16 protein-coding genes and 1 pseudogene are annotated in these 16,861 nt (G+C 71.9%); 8 read left to right on the top strand and 9 right to left on the bottom strand.

Going from position 1 to position 16,861, the window contains the following annotated elements; translation table 11 throughout:
- Nucleotides 1-103 precede the first annotated feature (103 nt).
- Together AC1DX8_RS04905 and AC1DX8_RS04900 are read left to right on the top strand one after the other, a co-directional pair.
- Complete coding sequence (locus AC1DX8_RS04905; protein WP_477628793.1) at nt 104-1,510, top strand: NAD(P)H-quinone dehydrogenase; 1,407 nt, start codon at nt 104-106, stop codon at nt 1,508-1,510.
- A gap of 241 nt (nt 1,511-1,751) precedes the next feature.
- On the top strand, nt 1,752-2,510 hold the full coding sequence (locus AC1DX8_RS04900) for an antitoxin (protein ID WP_477628792.1): 759 nt from the start codon (nt 1,752-1,754) through the stop codon (nt 2,508-2,510).
- A gap of 120 nt (nt 2,511-2,630) precedes the next feature.
- On the opposite strand, the gene AC1DX8_RS04895 is transcribed toward AC1DX8_RS04900, so the two are convergent.
- Complete coding sequence (locus AC1DX8_RS04895) at nt 2,631-4,424, bottom strand: acetyl-CoA carboxylase biotin carboxylase subunit (RefSeq protein ID WP_477628791.1); 1,794 nt, start codon at nt 4,422-4,424, stop codon at nt 2,631-2,633.
- A gap of 111 nt (nt 4,425-4,535) precedes the next feature.
- Between AC1DX8_RS04895 and AC1DX8_RS04890 the strand changes: the two genes are divergently transcribed.
- Nucleotides 4,536-5,372 (top strand): aldo/keto reductase, encoded by an 837-nt coding sequence (locus AC1DX8_RS04890; protein ID WP_477628790.1) that lies wholly within the window; start codon nt 4,536-4,538, stop codon nt 5,370-5,372.
- Nucleotides 5,373-5,436: 64 nt separating this feature from the next.
- Nucleotides 5,437-6,291: a tryptophan 2,3-dioxygenase gene (gene kynA, locus AC1DX8_RS04885; protein ID WP_477628789.1), complete on the top strand. Its 855-nt coding sequence runs from the start codon at nt 5,437-5,439 to the stop codon at nt 6,289-6,291.
- Nucleotides 6,292-6,345: 54 nt separating this feature from the next.
- Here the strand turns inward: kynA and AC1DX8_RS04880 are convergent, their stop codons facing one another.
- On the bottom strand, nt 6,346-7,725 hold the full coding sequence (locus tag AC1DX8_RS04880; protein WP_477628788.1) for a glucose-6-phosphate dehydrogenase: 1,380 nt from the start codon (nt 7,723-7,725) through the stop codon (nt 6,346-6,348).
- Nucleotides 7,726-7,812: 87 nt separating this feature from the next.
- Here AC1DX8_RS04880 and AC1DX8_RS04875 point away from each other — a divergent pair, with 87 nt between their 5' ends.
- Entirely contained in the window at nt 7,813-8,772 is a 960-nt protein-coding gene (locus AC1DX8_RS04875) for a PfkB family carbohydrate kinase (protein WP_477628787.1), read from the top strand.
- Here the strand turns inward: AC1DX8_RS04875 and AC1DX8_RS04870 are convergent.
- The 4 genes from AC1DX8_RS04870 to AC1DX8_RS04855 form a co-directional block, all read right to left on the bottom strand.
- Nucleotides 8,769-9,494 carry a M50 family metallopeptidase gene (locus AC1DX8_RS04870; RefSeq protein ID WP_477628786.1) on the bottom strand — a complete coding sequence of 242 codons (726 nt, stop codon included), beginning with the start codon at nt 9,492-9,494 and terminating at the stop codon, nt 8,769-8,771. The two genes, AC1DX8_RS04875 and AC1DX8_RS04870, sit on opposite strands and share 4 nt — an antisense overlap.
- A gap of 45 nt (nt 9,495-9,539) precedes the next feature.
- Nucleotides 9,540-10,529, bottom strand: a complete 990-nt coding sequence (locus tag AC1DX8_RS04865; RefSeq protein WP_477628785.1) for an SDR family oxidoreductase — start codon at nt 10,527-10,529, stop codon at nt 9,540-9,542.
- Nucleotides 10,530-10,607: 78 nt separating this feature from the next.
- Nucleotides 10,608-11,366, bottom strand: coding sequence for a hypothetical protein (locus tag AC1DX8_RS04860; protein WP_477628784.1), 759 nt, complete (start codon nt 11,364-11,366; stop codon nt 10,608-10,610).
- Between the two features lies 1 nt (nt 11,367).
- Entirely contained in the window at nt 11,368-11,817 is a 450-nt protein-coding gene (locus AC1DX8_RS04855) for an SgcJ/EcaC family oxidoreductase (RefSeq protein ID WP_477628783.1), read from the bottom strand.
- A gap of 91 nt (nt 11,818-11,908) precedes the next feature.
- Between AC1DX8_RS04855 and AC1DX8_RS04850 the strand changes: the two genes are divergently transcribed.
- Entirely contained in the window at nt 11,909-12,526 is a 618-nt protein-coding gene (locus AC1DX8_RS04850; protein WP_477628782.1) for a TetR/AcrR family transcriptional regulator, read from the top strand.
- A 28-nt stretch (nt 12,527-12,554) separates the two neighbouring features.
- Here the strand turns inward: AC1DX8_RS04850 and AC1DX8_RS04845 are convergent, their stop codons facing one another.
- On the bottom strand, nt 12,555-13,016 hold the full coding sequence (locus AC1DX8_RS04845) for a MerR family transcriptional regulator (RefSeq protein ID WP_477628781.1): 462 nt from the start codon (nt 13,014-13,016) through the stop codon (nt 12,555-12,557).
- A 123-nt stretch (nt 13,017-13,139) separates the two neighbouring features.
- On the opposite strand from AC1DX8_RS04845, the gene AC1DX8_RS04840 reads away from it, so the two are divergent.
- Together AC1DX8_RS04840 and AC1DX8_RS04835 are read left to right on the top strand one after the other, a co-directional pair.
- Nucleotides 13,140-14,321, top strand: a complete 1,182-nt coding sequence (locus AC1DX8_RS04840) for an acyl-CoA dehydrogenase family protein (RefSeq protein ID WP_477628780.1) — start codon at nt 13,140-13,142, stop codon at nt 14,319-14,321.
- Between the two features lie 20 nt (nt 14,322-14,341).
- Nucleotides 14,342-15,961: an acyl-CoA carboxylase subunit beta gene (locus AC1DX8_RS04835; protein WP_477628779.1), complete on the top strand. Its 1,620-nt coding sequence runs from the start codon at nt 14,342-14,344 to the stop codon at nt 15,959-15,961.
- Nucleotides 15,962-16,051: 90 nt separating this feature from the next.
- On the opposite strand, the gene AC1DX8_RS04830 is transcribed toward AC1DX8_RS04835, so the two are convergent.
- Nucleotides 16,052-16,714 carry a Maf family protein gene (locus AC1DX8_RS04830; protein WP_477628778.1) on the bottom strand — a complete coding sequence of 221 codons (663 nt, stop codon included), beginning with the start codon at nt 16,712-16,714 and terminating at the stop codon, nt 16,052-16,054.
- Nucleotides 16,715-16,745: 31 nt separating this feature from the next.
- A pseudogene (locus AC1DX8_RS04825) lies at nt 16,746-16,832 on the bottom strand (hypothetical protein); the annotation flags it as partial.
- Between the last annotated feature and the right edge of the window lie 29 nt (nt 16,833-16,861).

The raw sequence follows: 16,861 nt of genomic DNA, 5'->3' as shown, positions 1-16,861 counted from the left end.
GAACGTAGTGTCTGTCCTTGGACCATAGGGCCCACAGCGCGTTGCGGGAAGGCGAAGAGCACGTGGCGACGAGGGGTCGACCCCGGGGTGGTTGGATGGTCGCGTGAATGCGCCCCAGTCCTCAGTGGTCATCCTCGGCGGCGGCCCGGGCGGCTACGAAGCAGCCCTGGTGGCCGCGCACCTGGGTGCCACGGTGACCGTGGTCGACCGTGACGGCGTCGGCGGTGCGGCGGTGCTCACCGACTGCGTGCCGTCCAAGACGCTGATCTCCACCGCCGACTTCATGAGCCAGTTCGAGACGGCGTCCGACCTCGGCGTGCACCTCGAGGACCACGAGGGAGACGAGGTCTCCGACTCGGTCGCCGAGCTCGCCGCCGTGAACCGTCGCATCCTGGCGCTGGCTGCCGCGCAGTCCCGCGACATCGGGGCACGCCTCGCGGCCGACGGCGTGGAGGTGCTCGTCGGCACGGGGCGGCTCCTCGCGCCCGGCACGGTGGAGGCCAGCCTCGCCGACGGGACGACCAGGACGCTCAGCGCCGATGTCGTGCTCATCTCGACCGGCGCCACACCCCGCGTGGTCCCCACCGCCCAGCCGGACGGGGAGCGCATCCTCACCTGGCAGCAGATCTACTCCCTGGCCGAGCTCCCCGAGCACCTCGTCGTGGTCGGTTCCGGCGTCACCGGTGCCGAGCTGGCCCAGGCCTACCTCGGGCTCGGCTCCCGGGTCACCCTGGTGTCGTCGCGCGACCGGGTCCTCCCCGGCGAGGACGCCGACGCCGCCACCGTCATCGAGGACGTCTTCCGCAAGCGCGGCATGGACGTGCTCGGGCGCTCGCGCATGGCGTCGGTGTCCCGCACCGAGTCGGGCGTGGTGGTGCGGCTCGAGGACGGCCGCGAGGTCGAGGGCAGCCACGCCCTGCTCGCGGTCGGGTCCGTCCCCCAGACCTCGGGCATCGGCCTCGAGGACATCGGCGTCGCCGTGAGCGAGTCCGGACACATCGTCGTGGACAAGGTCTCGCGCACCTCCGTGCGCGGTGTGTATGCCGCGGGCGACTGCACCGGCGTCCTGCCCCTCGCGTCCGTGGCCGCCATGCAGGGGCGGATCGCGATGGCGCACTCCCTCGGAGACGCGGTCGCGCCGCTCAACCTCCGGGCCGTCTCCGCCAACATCTTCACCGACCCCGAGATCGCCACCGTCGGGTTCTCCCAGAAGGACCTCGACGAGGGCACGGTCGACGCGACGGCGGTCATGCTGCCGCTGGCGACCAACCCGCGCGCCAAGATGCAGGGCATCACCGACGGCTTCGTGAAGCTGTTCGCGCGCAAGGGTGGCGGCACGGTCGTCGGTGGCGTCGTGGTGGCGCCTCGGGCATCGGAGCTGATCTACCCCGTGACCCTGGCGGTGCAGCACGGGCTGACCGTCGACCAGCTGGCCGGGACCTTCACGGTCTACCCCTCGCTGTCCGGCTCGGTGGCCGAGGCCGCGCGCCAGCTGCACCAGCGCGACTGACTCGCGCCACGGCGGCGCGACTGGCTCATGCGGGCCCGCGCGACTGACTCGCGCCGCGGCGACTTCTGGCCACCAGTCCCGCGGCTGGCCGCGGTTGTCGGGGGTTCCTGCAGCACCTGTGGCCAGGAGGGCAGGAGGATCTGGCCCCGCTGCGAGGGCGGTTTTCCCCGGTTGGTGGGTAATGTCCACGCTGAGCGCACTGAGACGCGCACACTCCGCGGTCCCGAGGAAAGGCGAATCAATGGCTGGCTCCTGGCTCGACAAGGTGAAGGACTACGTCAAGGGCAATCCGCAGCAAGCGGACTCGGCGATCGACAAGGTCGAGGACGTCATCGACAAGCAGACCGGGGGCAAGTACTCGGACCAGATCGACAAGGGCAGCAACGCGCTCCGTGAGCAGCTGGGCCTGCCCGAGCAGCAGCCGGCACCCGCGCCTGCCCCGGAGCCCGAGCCGGCCCCGGCCCCCGCGCCCGAGCCGGCACCAGCTCCCGCCCCCGAGCCGGCCCCCGCGCCCGAACCCATTCCGGCCCCCGCGCCCGAACCCACCCCGGAGCCGCTCCCCGAGCCCGGTGACCCGGTCCCCTCTGACCCGACCCCCAACCCGGTGCCGTCCGAGCCGGCCCCGGACCGTCCGAGCTGGGACGAGCCCGCCCCCACCACGCCCACCACCCCTGCCCCGAACCCCTCACCGTCCACCGGCGACCCCCAGCCGGGCTCGTCAGACGGGCCGCTCACGCCCGGTGAGCCCCAGCAGCCGGGTCAGCCGGGCGGGCCGCTCGACCCCGCGCAACGGCCCAGCGGTTCGGCCGGCACCGAGTCCGCGCAGTCCACCGAGCCCGCGCAGCCCACCGAGCCCGCGGCGCCGACGGAGCCGGCCGAGGTCCCGGAGAGCGGTCCGGCCCAGGTGCCCACCGACGAGCCGGCCAGCACCACGGTGCCCGAGCCCGGCCCGGACACCGGCGAGGCGGGCACCAAGGAGCTGCCTCCGTTCGGTCGCTGACCCGACCCGCCTCGGCACGGCACCGCGCAGGAGGCACACGGCACACGACGGCGGCGCCGTCTCCCGGCTGGGAGGCGGCGCCGCTGTGGTTCCTGGTGCAGTGCTGGGTATGCCGGGTGGTCAGTCCTTGATCTCGGCGATGACCGCGCCGTTGGTCACCGTCTGGCCGACCTCGGCGACCAGACCGCTGATGGTGCCGGCCTTGTGGGCGTTGATCGGCTGCTCCATCTTCATCGCCTCGAGGACGACGACCAGCTCGCCGGCGGCGACCTCCTGGCCCTCCTCGACGGCGATCTTGACGATGGTGCCCTGCATGGGGGCGGTGAGGGAGTCGCCGGAGGCGGCCGCGCCGGCCTTGGACCCGCCGGAGCGTCGGGGGGCCTTCTTCTTGGCGGCGCTGGGGCCGCCACCGAGCGAGAGCCCGTCCGGCAGGACGACCTCGAGGCGCTTGCCGCCGACCTCGACGACCACGCTCTGGCGCTCGCCGGACTCCTCGGGGGCCTGGGCGACGACGCCGGAGTAGGGCGGGATCTGGTTGTCGAACTCGGTCTCGATCCAGCGGGTGTGCACCGTGAACGGCTTGTCGCCCTCGGGGGCGAAAGCGGGGTCGGACACGATGGCGCGGTGGAACGGCAGCACGGTCGGCATGCCGTCGACGGTGAACTCGGCCAGGGCGCGGCGTGAGCGCTCGAGGGCCTGGTGCCGGTCGCGGCCGGTGACGATGAGCTTGGCCARCATCGAGTCGAACGCGCCACCGATGACGTCGCCGGCGACGACGCCGGAGTCGAGGCGGACGCCGGGGCCGGACGGGGGCTCGAAGACGGCGACGACGCCGGGGGCAGGCAGGAAGTTGCGGCCGGCGTCTTCGCCGTTGATCCGGAACTCGATGGAGTGACCGACCGGGGCGGGGTCGTCGTACCCGAGGGCCTCGCCGTTGGCGATGCGGAACTGCTCGCGCACCAAGTCGATGCCGGTGACCTGCTCGGTGACCGGGTGCTCCACCTGCAGGCGGGTGTTGACCTCGAGGAACGAGATCGTGCCGTCCTGGCCGACGAGGAACTCGCAGGTGCCGGCGCCGGTGTAGCCGGCCTCGGTGAGGATGGCCTTGGAGGCGCGGCGCAGCTCGGCGTTCTGCTCGTCGGACAGGAACGGCGCGGGCGCCTCCTCGACGAGCTTCTGGTGGCGGCGCTGCAACGAGCAGTCGCGGGTGGACACGACGACGACGGTGCCGTGGGTGTCGGCCAAGCACTGGGTCTCGACGTGGCGAGGCTGGTCGAGGTATCGCTCGACGAAGCACTCGCCGCGACCGAACGCGGCGACGGCCTCGCGGGTGGCGGAGTCGAACAGCTCGGGGATCTCCTCGATGGTGCGCGCGACCTTGAGGCCGCGACCGCCTCCACCGAAGGCCGCCTTGATCGCCACCGGCAGGCCGAACTCCTTCGCGAACGCGACGACCTCGTCGGCATCGGCCACCGGGTCGGCGGTGCCGGGCACCAGGGGGGCGTTGGCGCGCGCGGCGATGTGGCGGGCTTTGACCTTGTCGCCGAGGGAGTCGATGGCCTCGGGCGACGGGCCGATCCAGGTCAGCCCGGCGTCGATGACGGCCTGGGCGAACGAGGCGTTCTCGGCGAGGAAGCCGTAGCCCGGGTGGACGGCGTCGGCCCCGGACTTGCGGGCCACCTCAAGCAGCTTCTCCTGGACGAGGTAGGAGTCGCCGGGGGTCGTGCCGCCGAGGGCGTAGGCCTCGTCGGCGACCTTGACGTGCAGGGCATCGCGGTCCGGGTCGGCATACACCGCAACGGAGCCGATGCCACTGTCGGCGCACGCGCGGGCGATGCGCACGGCGATCTCGCCCCGGTTGGCAATGAGGACCTTGGAGATCGGCTTCGTCGTCGTCTCGGAGATGGGCGCCATGCGCGGGAGCCTAGCCCGTTTCCGTGGCGTCACCCCCACCTGCCCGGTGTGGCCTCGCTGACACTGGCGGCGGTCAGGAAGACCTTGCGGGCGCGGCATACAGTCGAGGGCATGACCTCCGTCCCGAACCTCCAGCTCTCCACCGGCACCGACACGATCGACATCCCCCAGCTCGGGTTCGGGGTCTGGCAGGTGCCGGACGACGAGGTCGACGCTGCCATCTCGACCGCCCTCGAGGTCGGCTACCGCAGCATCGACACGGCGCGGCTCTACGGCAACGAGGAGGGCGTGGGGCGAGCCATCGAGGCGACCGACCTGTCCCGTGACGAGCTGTTCGTGACCACCAAGGTCTGGAGCGACGACCACGGTTTCGACTCCACCATCGCTGCCTTCGACGCGTCCATGGCGCGGCTCGGCCTCGACGTGCTCGACCTCTTCCTCATCCATTGGCCGACGCCGGCGCGGGACAAGTACGTCGACACCTGGAAGGCGCTGCTCCAGCTCCGCGAGGACGGTCGGGTGCGGGCGGTCGGCGTCTGCAACTTCGAGGTCGAGCACCTCCAGCGGCTCCACGACGAGACCGGCGAGTTCCCGGCCATCAACCAGGTCGAGCTGCACCCCTACCTCCAGCAGGCCGAGCTGCGCTCCTTCCACGCGGACCACGGGATCCTCACCGAGGCGTGGAGCCCGCTCGCGTCCGGCGGGTCGGTGCTCGAGGACGCGGTGGTTCGCCGCATCGCCGACAAGCACGGCGTCACGCCGGCCCAGGCGATCCTGCGCTGGCACATCCAGATCGGCAACGTCGTCATCCCCAAGTCGGTGACCCCGGGCCGGATCGCCGAGAACTTCGACATCTTTGGCTTCGAGCTCGACGACGAGGACGTCGCCGCCTTCACGCCGCTGGACCGCTCGGAGCGCACCGGCCCCGACCCCGTCGCCTTCAACTGACCCATGCTGGTATGCCGCGTGGGCGCCCCCAGGGGGCGTCGGGCCGGGCCCTAGGGTGGGCGCCATGAGCGGTGACGACGCACGCGCGGTGCGCGAGATCGAAGAGGGTGTCCAGCGGGACTTCTCCGCGGCGATGTCCTACGGCGACTACCTGGGACTGGACCGGCTGCTGTCCGCACAGCACCCACGCAGCCAGCCGGAGCAGCACGACGAGCTGCTGTTCATCATCCAGCACCAGACCTCCGAGCTCTGGCTCAAGCTGATGCTCCATGAGCTGCGGTCGGCCCGCTCCTTGCTCACCACCGACGAGCTCGCGCCGGCCCTCAAGCGGCTGGCGCGGGTCAAGCGGATCCAGGAGGTCCTCACCGAGCAGTGGTCCGTGCTCGCGACGCTGACCCCGAGTGAGTACGCGCAGATCCGTCCGTTCCTCGCGACCAGCTCGGGCTTCCAGTCGTACCAGTACCGCGCCGTGGAGTTCCTGCTCGGCAACAAGAACCCCGACATGGTCAAGGTCTTCGAGCACGACGAGGCCGCGCGATCCATGCTGGCGCAGCTGCTCGAGGAGCCCAGCCTCTACGACGAGTTCCTGCGCTACCTCTCCCGCCGGGGCTACGCCATCCCGGCCGAGCTGCTCGAGCGTGACCACACGCAGCCCTACCGGGAGAACGCCGAGCTGGTCGACACCTTCGCCGCCGTGTACGCGAGCCCGACGGAGCACTGGGGCGTCTACGAGACCTGCGAGGAGCTCGTCGACCTCGAGGACAACTTCCAGCAGTGGCGGTTCCGACACCTCCAGGTGGTCACCCGCACGATCGGCCACAAGAAGGGCACGGGCGGGTCGTCCGGCGTGGACTTCCTGCGCCGAGCCCTCGACCTGACGTTCTTCCCCGAGCTCTACACGGTGCGCACCCGCGTCTGACCCGAGTCGGGTGCCTCAGCACACGCCAGGGCCGGCCCGGGACCCGCGACTGGCCTACGGCGTGAGCCAGCCGTCGGGGCCGTCTGACCCGGCGGCATACGTCTCCAGGGGCACCCGTCCGTCCGCCCAGGCCTTGATGACCGGCTCCATCACGCGCCAGCACTCCTCGGCGGCGTCGCCGCGCACGGTGAGCAGCTGGCTGCCGTCGAAGATCTGCGCGAGCACCTCGCCGTAGGGCTGCATGCGGGGCGCCGCCAGGGTGGCCGTCAGGGTCTTCTGCTCGAGGTCCACCGGGTCGCCCTCGGCGTTCATGGTGAGGGTGAGCGAGACGGCCCCCGGCTTGAGGTCGATGGTGAGCCGGTCGCCGTCGGAACCGCCGAGGAAGCCGGTGGGCAGGTGCGGTACGTCGCGGAAGTGGGCCACGATCTGCTTGCGCGGCGTGCCGAGGGCCTTGCCGCTGCGCACGACGAACGGCACGCCGGCCCAACGGCTGTTGGCCACCTCCAGGGTGACCTGTGCCAGCGTCTCGGTGTGCCGCCCGGGGTCGACGCCCTTCTCCTTCGCGTAGTCGGGCACCTTCCGTCGCCCGATCGAGCCGGCGGTGTAGCGGGCCCGCCGCGACGACCGCTTGGGGGAGCCGCCCCAGACCTTGGTGGCCCGCAGCACTTGGGCCTTCTGGTCCTGGAGCTCGCGCGCGTCGAGGGTGGCGATCGACTCCATCGCGAAGAGCGCGAGCACCTGAAGGAGGTGGCTCTGCAACATGTCCTTGAGTGCGCCGGCGCCGTCGTAGTAGCCCGCGCGCCCCTCCAGCGCCAGGTCCTCGTCGTAGACGATCTCGACCCGCTCGATGTGTTCCGAGCTCCAGATCGGGGCCAGCATGCGGTTGGCGAAACGCAGACCGACGAGGTTGAAAACCGTTGCCACGCCAAGGAAGTGGTCGATGCGGAAGATCTCCTCCTCCGGCACCACCCTGTGCAGCAGCGCATTGAACCTCACCGCCGCGGCGTGGTCGGTGCCGAACGGCTTCTCGAGCGCGAGCCGCGTGGTCTCGGGCAGGTCCACGTGGCGGAGCAGTTCGCAGACCTTCATGCTCACCTGCGGCGGCAGGGCGAAGAAGATGACCAGCGGTCCGTCGCCGCACTGCTCCAGGAGCGCGCGCAGGGCCGCCTCGTCGAGCAGGTCAGTGCGGATGTATGCCGTGTGCCTCGTGATCGCCGAGGTCACCCTCGCAGGGGGCTTGGCTGCCGTGAAGGAGTCCTTGACCCGCGCCTTCCAGTCGGCCGCCGAGATCTCGACCCGGTCCGCCCCGATCACGCGGATGGCCCGCTCCGGCTCGATGGCCAGCAGGCTGGCCAGCCCCGGCAGCAGCAGCCGGTGGGTCAGGTCACCCCCTGCGCCGAGGATCAACAGGGTGGTCTCGGGTGGGGTCGCCATGTCTCGCAGCATTCCACGGTCGCGCGCCGGCGGCGCGTGGGGAGGGTGGGGAGCGTGGTCGGCGGCCACGCGGCATACTCCCTCAGCATGACCAGGCATGAGGGGCAGCCGCGTGGTCCGCGGGTCATCCACACCGCGCAGGCCTTGGTGGACGAGGTCGTGGAGGTCGACGCCCTGCCGGTCCGTGGCGGCAACTCCATCGCGCAGTCCTACGCGCGGTACGCCGGAGGGGCGGTGAACATCCTTGTCGCCGCGGCCCGGTCCGGTGCGGACGCGGTGCTCGCAGGGGCAGTGGGCACCGGCGCGAACGGTGACCTCGTGCGTGGCGCCCTGGCGGCCGAGGGTGTCGCCGTGAGCAGCCCGCCGGTGCCGGACCTCGACACCGGCATCTGCTTCGTCATGATCGAGTCGAGCGCCGAGCGCACCTTCGTCACGACCCAGGGGGCCGAGCGCCGCATCACCGTGGAGTCGCTGCAGACCTCGGCTCCCGTGGACGGTGACCTCGTGTGCCTGAGCGGGTTCTCGCTGGTCGGGCTGACCCGTGACCCGTTGCTGGCGTGGCTGGACGGGCTGGACGGCGAGGTGGTCGTGGTCCTCGACCCCGGCGCGGCCTTCGGCGACCTCACGGACGACCTGCGCGACCGGGTGCTCGCCCGCACCACGGTGTGGACCAGCAACGCCGACGAGGCCGCCCAGCTGACCGGCGTGGCAGACCCGGCGGCAGCGGCCCACGAGGTCGCCCGTCGGCTCCGGGCCGGCGCGGTGGCGATCGTCCGCGACGGGCCGAAGGGTTGCTGGGTGCAGGAGGTGGACGCAGTGGGGGAGCCGACCTACCTGTCGGGGTTCCCGCAGGACGCGGTCGACACGAACGGTGCGGGGGACACCCACACCGGGGTGCTCGTGGCGTGCCGGGCGGCCGGTGCTGACTGGGTGACGGCGGCGCGCCGGGCCAATGCGGCCGGGGCGATCAAGGTGACCCGACGTGGGCCCGCGACCGCGCCCACGGCAGCGGAGATCGACGAGTTCCTCGCCGAGCAGGGCGGCTAGCCCCAGGCCGCGGCCACCTCGATGCCGGCCAGGGCCGTGGCAGCCGCGCAGACCAGGACGAACGAGGCGACCCAGAACCCCCGCGGCACGTGTGTCAGCGACGCGAGGACGGCCGGGTCGCTGCCGCGGGTCCGCGACGACCGGACCGCCCCGAGGTGCCGCCACGCCCCGATGAGGAGCACGATCCCGGTGCCCATGAGCACCTGGGCCTGCACGGCATCGTCGCGCCACCACCACAGGGCACCCAGGGACGCGATCGCCACGAGCATGACGGCGGCGGTCAGCAGGGAGCGCACGCGCACGAGCGTCAGCACGCAGATCGCGAGCATCACGGTCAGGACGGGAGCGGCCCAGCCGCGTACCGCGGCCCAGACCAGGGCGGCGCCGACGACTGCCGGGGCCGGGTAGCCGGCCCACGTGGAGACGACCCGCCCGAGGCCGCGGGCGGGGCCGACGGTGACCGCGTGGCCCGACATGTCGCCGCGCAGCACGAACCCGGTGAAGCGGCGTCCCACGGCCAGGCCCACCAGGGCGTGCCCGAGCTCGTGGACCAGGGTCACGGCCAGGCGGAGCACCTGCCAGACCGGCGGCACCGCGACCACCAGGATGGCCGCGACGACCGCCACCGTCACGGCAGGGGCGCCCATCGCCACGTCGCCGGGGGCGGTGGCGATCCGGGTGCGCAGCTCCTCCCAGTCCACGGCGGCGAACCTAGCCGACATGGCTGTGACCAGCACGAACGGCTCGCTGGGACGCCGCGGACCGGTTCAGACCCGGTATGCCGCGATGAGCCGGTCGTAGAGCGCGTCGAGCTCGGCGTCGACGGCCCGTCGGGCCGGGTCGGCGTCGTGCCACTCGACGATCTCCCGTGCGCCCTGGCGGAACGGCACCCGGGCCTGCCAGCCCGGGACCAGCGCCTTGATCTTGCTGTTGTCGAAGAGCATCGTGTGGGCCTTGTCGCCCAGGAGGCTGGCGCCGAACTCCTCGTCGGCAGCCGCGACGGCGTCCGATGGGACGTGCACCAGAYGGGGCTCGACGCCTGCGGCCTCCGCGATGTCGGCGTAGATGCGGTTCCAGCTCGGGGCCTCGTCACTGGTGATGTGGAACGCCTCACCGATCGCCTCACGCCGTCCGAGCAGCCCGACGAACGCGCGGGCGAAGTCGGTGTGGTGGGTGATGGTCCAGAGCGAGGTGCCGTCACCGTGGACGAGCACCTCGCGACCCTGGCGCATCCGTTCGATGAGGGTCCAGCGCCCCTCGAAGGGCGGCAGCGTGTGGTCGTAGGTGTGCGAGGGACGCACGATCGTCATGGGGAGGTCGTCGTCGCGGTACTCCCGGACCAGCAGGTCCTCGCAGGCGATCTTGTCGCGGGAGTACTGCCAGAACGGGTTCCGCAGTGGAGTCGACTCGACGACCGGCAGGCGTGACGGCGGGGTCTGGTAAGCCGAGGCCGAGCTGATGAAGACGTACTGCCCGGTGCGGTCGGCGAACTGGTCGAGCTGCTGTTGCACCTGGTCGGGGGTGAACGACAGGAAGTCGACGACCACGTCGAACCCGCGCTCGCCCACGGCGGCGCCCACGGCCGTCGCGTCACGCACGTCAGCGGTCAGGGCCTCGGCGTCGGGGTGGGCGGGGTGCGTGGTGCTGGTGCCCCGGTTGAGGATCGTGACGTCCCAGCCCTGCGCGATGGACTCGGCCACACAGGCCGAGCTGATCACACCGGTGCCACCGAGGAAGAGGACTGTTCGCGCGGCCATGTCGCGAGCCTAGGACCTCGCGACCGAGAACGGCCTCGCCGCCCGGGCGGAGGTCCCGGGCGGCGGAGGGAGCAGCGGTCAGGCAGGGGTGCGCGGGGCGGTCAGCCGTCCGCGCGCCGTGAGCACTGCCGCCCCGAGGAGCCAGAGCGCCAGACCCGCCTGCAGCGGGAACAGCTGGGCGACAGCGACGTCCTGGGTGAGGTTGACCAGGGGGCCGGCGGCGGCATACCCGATCCCCCCGACGATGGCGGGCACGGCGAGCACCCGGGCCGAGCGCGTGCGCACCGCCCCGGCCACCACCACGGCGAGCGCGGCACCGGTCAGGCCGAGCAGGGGAGTGGCGCCGACCTGGAGCATGGCGTGCAGGTCGAGCATCGGGGTCTCGTGGTGGTGGGTGAGCCCCGCCAGGTCGCGGTCGGCGAGGAGGTGGGGGAGGCCCTCGAGCCCGGCCAGGCCCCAGCCGACCGCCGCCACCCAGGCCCAGGCCCTGACGCGGCGAGCGGTCGCCGACCGGGCGAGGGCCGTGAACGCCGCTGCGGCGAGCAGGGTGCCGCCGAGGAGCAGGACGTGGGCGATCGGCCACGTCGGCGAGCCCAGCATCGACGCGAGGTAGTCGTCCACGGTCGCGCCGTGACCGTGCGGGTGCAGGTTGCCGCCCGCGCCGAGCGCCAGGCCCGCCGCGGCGAGCAGGGCGGCTGCCATCCGGGTCGCGCGGCGCGGCGTGGGGCTCGGTGTGGGGCTCGGTGTGCGGCTCGGTGTGGGGCTCGGTGTGCGGCGCGGCGTGGGGCCGGCCGGGGCAATGGTGCGCGGCTCGGCAGTGGGGGTCGCGGTCGGCATGTCAGCGCCGGATCAGGGTGTTGTGGGTGGCCGCGACGCTCCAGGTGCCGTCGTGGTCGCGGACCAGGACGCTGGTGGACATCGCCTGGTGGGTGCCGGCGAGCGGCCCGGACGGGACCCGCAGCGTGTTGCGCGAGACCGCGAGCACCACGCCGTCGGCGAGCTCGCGGGCGGAGACGAGCTGCATCGCGTTGACGCTGCCGGCATAGATCGTGGCGAAGATCCCCGCGTGCCCGGCCCCGATCGCCTCGGCGCTCTGGGCGTGCTGGCCCTGGACCGTGACGAACGAGGCGTCGGGCCGGTAGACCGCGCCGAAGGCGGTGCCGTCGGCGGCGTTCCAGGCGTCCTCGAGGCGGCGCAGCACCGGTGCGGCGACGTGGTCGGCGCCGGTGCTGGGAGCTGCGGCGGCGCTGGGGGTGGCGGCGGTGCTGGGAGTGGTGGTGGTGGTCATGACGACCGTCCTTTCATTGAGTGTCTGCCTATTCATTCAAGCATTGCTCAGTGAATATAGACCCGCTCAGCCAACCTGTACAGTGGTGGGCGTGACGACGTCCCGGACCTACCGTTCCGAGCTGCGCGAGCAGCAGGCGGAGCGCACCCGCCTTCTCATCGCCCGGTCTGCCCGGGAGCGGTTCCTCGACAAGGGGTGGTCGGGCACCAGCGTGCGGTCCGTGGCCGCCGGCGCGGGCGTCTCGGAGGCCACCGTCTACCACGTCTACGGCAGCAAGGCCGGGCTCGCGGCGTCCCTCATCGACGCTGCCGAGGAGAGCGCCGACGTCGGTCGCGTGATCGCCGAGCTGACCTCGCTCGTCGGCGACCCCTCCGCGCAGCTGCGCGCCTTCGTGGCCTTCGACCGACGCCTGTTCGAGCACGGCGGCGACGTGCTTCGGGTCCTCGCGGAGGCCCGTCGCCAGGAGCCCGAGCTCGCGGCCGCCTACGAGGAGGGGCGCGGGCGTGGCGAGACCCAGCGTCGCCGGCTCTTCGAGTCGTGGCCGGCGACGTCCTGGGTCAAGGGGGTGGACGTCCAGTCGGCGCTCGACACGTACGCGATGGTGGTCTCGCTCGAGGCCTACGACATCGCCGTCCGTGAGCGCGGCTGGGGGCCCGACGCGGTCGAGGCGTGGTGGCACCGCGTGCTCGCGAAGCTCCTCCTGCGCTGACCCTCCGGGGGAGCTGCCGGCGCTCGCGTCAGGCGAGGTTGCGCAGGTCGGACCGGCAGCGGCGCTCGAACTCGGCGAGCTCGGTCAGTGCGTCCTCGAGGTCGCGTCGACGCTGCTCGAGGTCGGTGCGCCGTTCGTCGATCTGCCCCAGCACGTACTCCAGCTGGCTCGCCTTGCCCCGCGGCCGGTCGTAGAGGTCGATGATCGTGCGGATCTCCTCGAGCGGGAAGCCGAGGCGCTTGCCCCGCAGGATCAGGGCCAGGCGGGTGCGGTCGCGCCGGTGGTAGACGCGGGTGGTGCCGCGCCGCTCCGGGGTGATCAGTCCGAGCTCCTCGTAGTGCCGCACCGTGCGGTGGGTCACCGCGAACTCGTCCGCGATCTCCCGGATCGTCCACGTCGGGTCGACCGCCTGGTCGGCGGCCTGGTCGGCGGCCTGGTCGACCGTCTGGTCGACCACCTGGTCGAGCTCGGTGGAGGCGGGGGCTGGCATACCCGTGAGTATTGCTTTACGTTTACGTCAACGTCAAGCAACCGCCGACACCCAGGTATGCCGCGTGGCCAGGGGCAGGGCCTCGATCAGGTCCGCCCCCGCACGCACCACGAAGGAGAGACGATGTTCGAGCTGAGCAAGGAGCACGAGGACTTCCGCAAGGTCGTCCGGGAGTTCGCGGAGGCCGAGGTCGAGCCGCACATCGCCAAGTGGGACAAGGACCACCACTTTCCGAGCGACCTCGTCCCCAAGATGGGCGACCTGGGGCTGTTCGGCCTCGTCGTCCCCGAGGAGTTCGGCGGGATGGGCGACGACGGCGACTTCACCTCGCTGTGTGTCGCCATCGAGGAGCTGGGGCGCGTCGACCAGTCCATCGGCATCACGCTGTCGGCCGGGGTGGGTCTGGGCATCAACCCGATCCTCACCTACGGCTCGCAGGAGCAGAAGGAGCGCTTCCTGCCCGACCTCGTGGCTGGTCGCGCGCTCGCCGGCTTCGGCCTGACCGAGCCCGACGCGGGCTCCGACGCCGGGGCCACCCGCACCAAGGCGGTCCGCGACGGCGACGAGTGGGTCGTCAACGGCTCCAAGGCGTTCATCACCAACTCCGGCACCGACATCACCTCCGTGGTCACCGTCACGGCCCGCACCGGCACGAACGACGACGGCTCCGCGCAGCTCAGCGCGATCATGATCCCTTCCGGCACACCGGGATTCACCGTCGAGCCGGCCTACGACAAGCTCGGTTGGCACGCCTCCGACACGCACGGCCTGACCTTCGAGAACTGCCGCGTCCCGGCCGCGAACCTCCTCGGCAACGAGGGCGAGGGCTTCAAGCAGTTCCTCAAGACCCTCGATGACGGGCGCATCGCGATCTCGGCGCTCGCCGTAGGCATGAGCCAGCGGATGCTCGAGGAGGCCACCGAGTACGCCAAGACCCGCAAGGCGTTCGGCAAGCCCATCGGCGTCAACCAGGGCGTCTCGTTCCAGATCGCCGACCTCGCCGTGATGGTCGAGGCCTCACGTCAGCTGACCTACAAGGCCGCGTGGCTCAAGGACGAGCTGGAACACGGCCGTCGCTCGGTCAAGGAGGTCAAGCAGGCCGCCGCGATCTGCAAGCTCTACTCCACCGAGGCCGCCGTCACCGCGACCCGTATCGCCACCCAGGTCTTCGGCGGCAACGGCTTCATGGAGGAGTACCCCGTGGCCCGCTTCTACCGCGACGCCAAGATCCTCGAGATCGGCGAGGGCACCTCCGAGGTGCAGCGCATGGTCATCGCCCGTCACCTCGGTCTCCCGACCGCGTGAGCGCAGGAGTGCGAGAGGGTATGCCGGTGACCTCCACCTCGTCGTCCGTCCCGTCCACCCCCTCGGTCGAGCCGCCGTTCGCCGTCGGCGGTGACAGCGGCTCCGACCCCAAGGTGACCGACGTCCGCGAGCGGCTCGCCGCGGCATACCAGGCCTCGGCGACCGCACCGGGGAAGGCGCAGGCCAAGCTCGACGACCAGGGCAAGCTCTACGTGCGCGAGCGGATCGCGCTGCTCTTCGACGAGGGGAGCCTCGTCGAGGACGCGCGCTACGCCAACGCGACCGCGACCGGTCTGCCGGCCGACGGTGTCGTCACCGGGCGGGGCACCGTCGACGGCCGGCCGGCCATCGTCATCGCGAACGACCCGACCGTCAAGGCGGGGTCGTGGGGCGCACGCACCGTCGAGAAGATCGTCCGGGCCACCGAGATGGCGCTGCGCGAGGAGCTGCCGGTCTTCTGGTTCGTCGACTCCGCGGGGGCGCGCATCACCGACCAGGTGGAGATGTTCCCGGGTCGACGCGGCGCGGGGCGGATCTTCCACAACCAGGTCGCGCTGTCCGGCAAGGTGCCGCAGATCTGCTGCCTGTTCGGGCCGAGCGCGGCGGGCGGCGCCTACATCCCGTCGTTCACCGACCTGATCATCATGGTCGAGGGCAACGCCTCGATGTACCTCGGCAGCCCGCGGATGGCGGAGATGGTGGTGGGGGAGAAGGTCTCGCTCGAGGACATGGGCGGGGCACGCATGCACTGCACCGTGTCGGGGGTGGGTGACCTGCTCGTCGCCGACGACACCGAGGCCATCGAGATGGCGCGGCTGTACTTCTCCTACCTGCCGTCGAGCTGGCGCACCGACCTGCCGAGCTATGCGCCGGAGGAGCCGTCGACCCCGCTCACCCGCCACACCGTGCCCGAGCGCGAGAGCCAGCCGTTCGACATCCACGAGGTCATCGACGGGCTCGTCGACGACGAGTCGTTCTTCGAGATCAAGCCGCTCTTTGCCCCCGAGCTGGTCATCGGGTTCGGCCGGATGTCGGGCGAGACCGTCGGCATCGTGGCGAACAACTCGATGGTCAAGGGTGGCGTCCTGTTCACCGACAGCGCCGACAAGGCGGCCCGCTTCATCTGGCTGTGTGACGCCTACTCGATCCCACTGATCTACCTCGCCGACGTGCCCGGCTTCATGATCGGCTCCGAGGTGGAGCGCGGAGGCATCATCCGCCACGGCGCGAAGATGGTCTCGGCGGTCTCCTCGGCCACGGTGCCGCAGTTCTGCGTGATCGTGCGCAAGGCCTATGGCGCCGGGCTCTACGCGATGGGTGGGCCGGGGTTCGGCCCCGACGCGACCATCGCGCTGCCGACCGCGCGGATCGCCGTGATGGGTCCGGAAGCCGCGGTGAACGCGGTCTACGCCAACAAGATCGCCGCGATCGAGGACCCTGCCGAGCGCGAGCAGTTCGTGCAGGACATGCGGCGCGAGTACGAGGAGGACGTCGACCTCGAGCGGCTGGCCGCCGACCTGGTGCTCGACCAGATCATCGAGGCCGACGCGCTGCGGGCCGAGCTCCTGCTCCGGCTGCGTTACGCCAGGAACCGCGAGCGGCACTTCGCGACCAAGCGGCGCGACATCCCGCCGGTCTGACCGGCTGGGCGCGAACCGACCCGCCGAGATGCCAGCTCTCGGGCCTGCGGACCCCGCGGAACGCCGAGAGCTGGGATCTCGGCGGCGGGCTCAGCCCCGGCGTCCCTGCACGTCGTGGTGCGCGGACGAGAGCAGGTCCTGCCAGGCCAGCCCGAGCTCGAGCAGGAGCTCACGCAGCAACGGCAGCGACAGCCCCACGACGTTGCTGGGGTCGCCCTCGATCCCGGTGACGAACGGGCCGCCGAGCCCGTCGAGGGTGAACGCCCCCGCGACCCGGAGCGGCTCACCGGTGGCGACGTACGCCTCGATCTCGTCGTCGGTCAGCTGGGCGAAGTGCACGGTCGTCGAGGCCGTCGCGCCCAGGGTGGCCCCGGTGCCGCCGTCGGCCTCGGTCCGGGTGTCGACGACCCAGTGGCCGGTGTGCAGGACACCGGAGCGGCCACGCATCTGCCGCCAGCGGGCCGTCGCCTCCGCCGCCGACGAGGGCTTGCCGTGGATCTCGCCGTCGAGGTCGAGCACCGAGTCGCACCCGATCACGACCGCGTCGCCGATCTGGTCGGCGACGTCCTCCGCCTTGGCGCGGGCGAGCACGAGGGCGACGTCCTCGGCGACCAGCTCGCCGTAGGTCTCCCGGGCCGCCGCGGTCACAGCGTCCTCGTCGACCGAGCTCACGACGATGCTGGGCTCCAGGCCCGCGTTGGCGAGCAGTCTGCGACGGGCGGGGGAGGCGGAGGCGAGGACGAGGGAGGTCACGAGGCGAGGCTACCCACCTGCGGGCGTCGGCTCAGCAACGCGCCAGCGGAGCCATCCGCGGCCCCGTCAGCCGCGTCCCCGTCAGCCGCGTCCCCGTCAGCCGCGTCCCCGTCAGCCGAGCTGTTCGTCAGCCGAGCTGTTCGTCAG

Source organism: Pedococcus sp. P2_A3 (assembly GCF_056405035.1).
The sequence above is the reverse complement of the archived record's forward strand: the minus strand, read 5'-3'. Positions and strand labels throughout refer to the sequence as shown.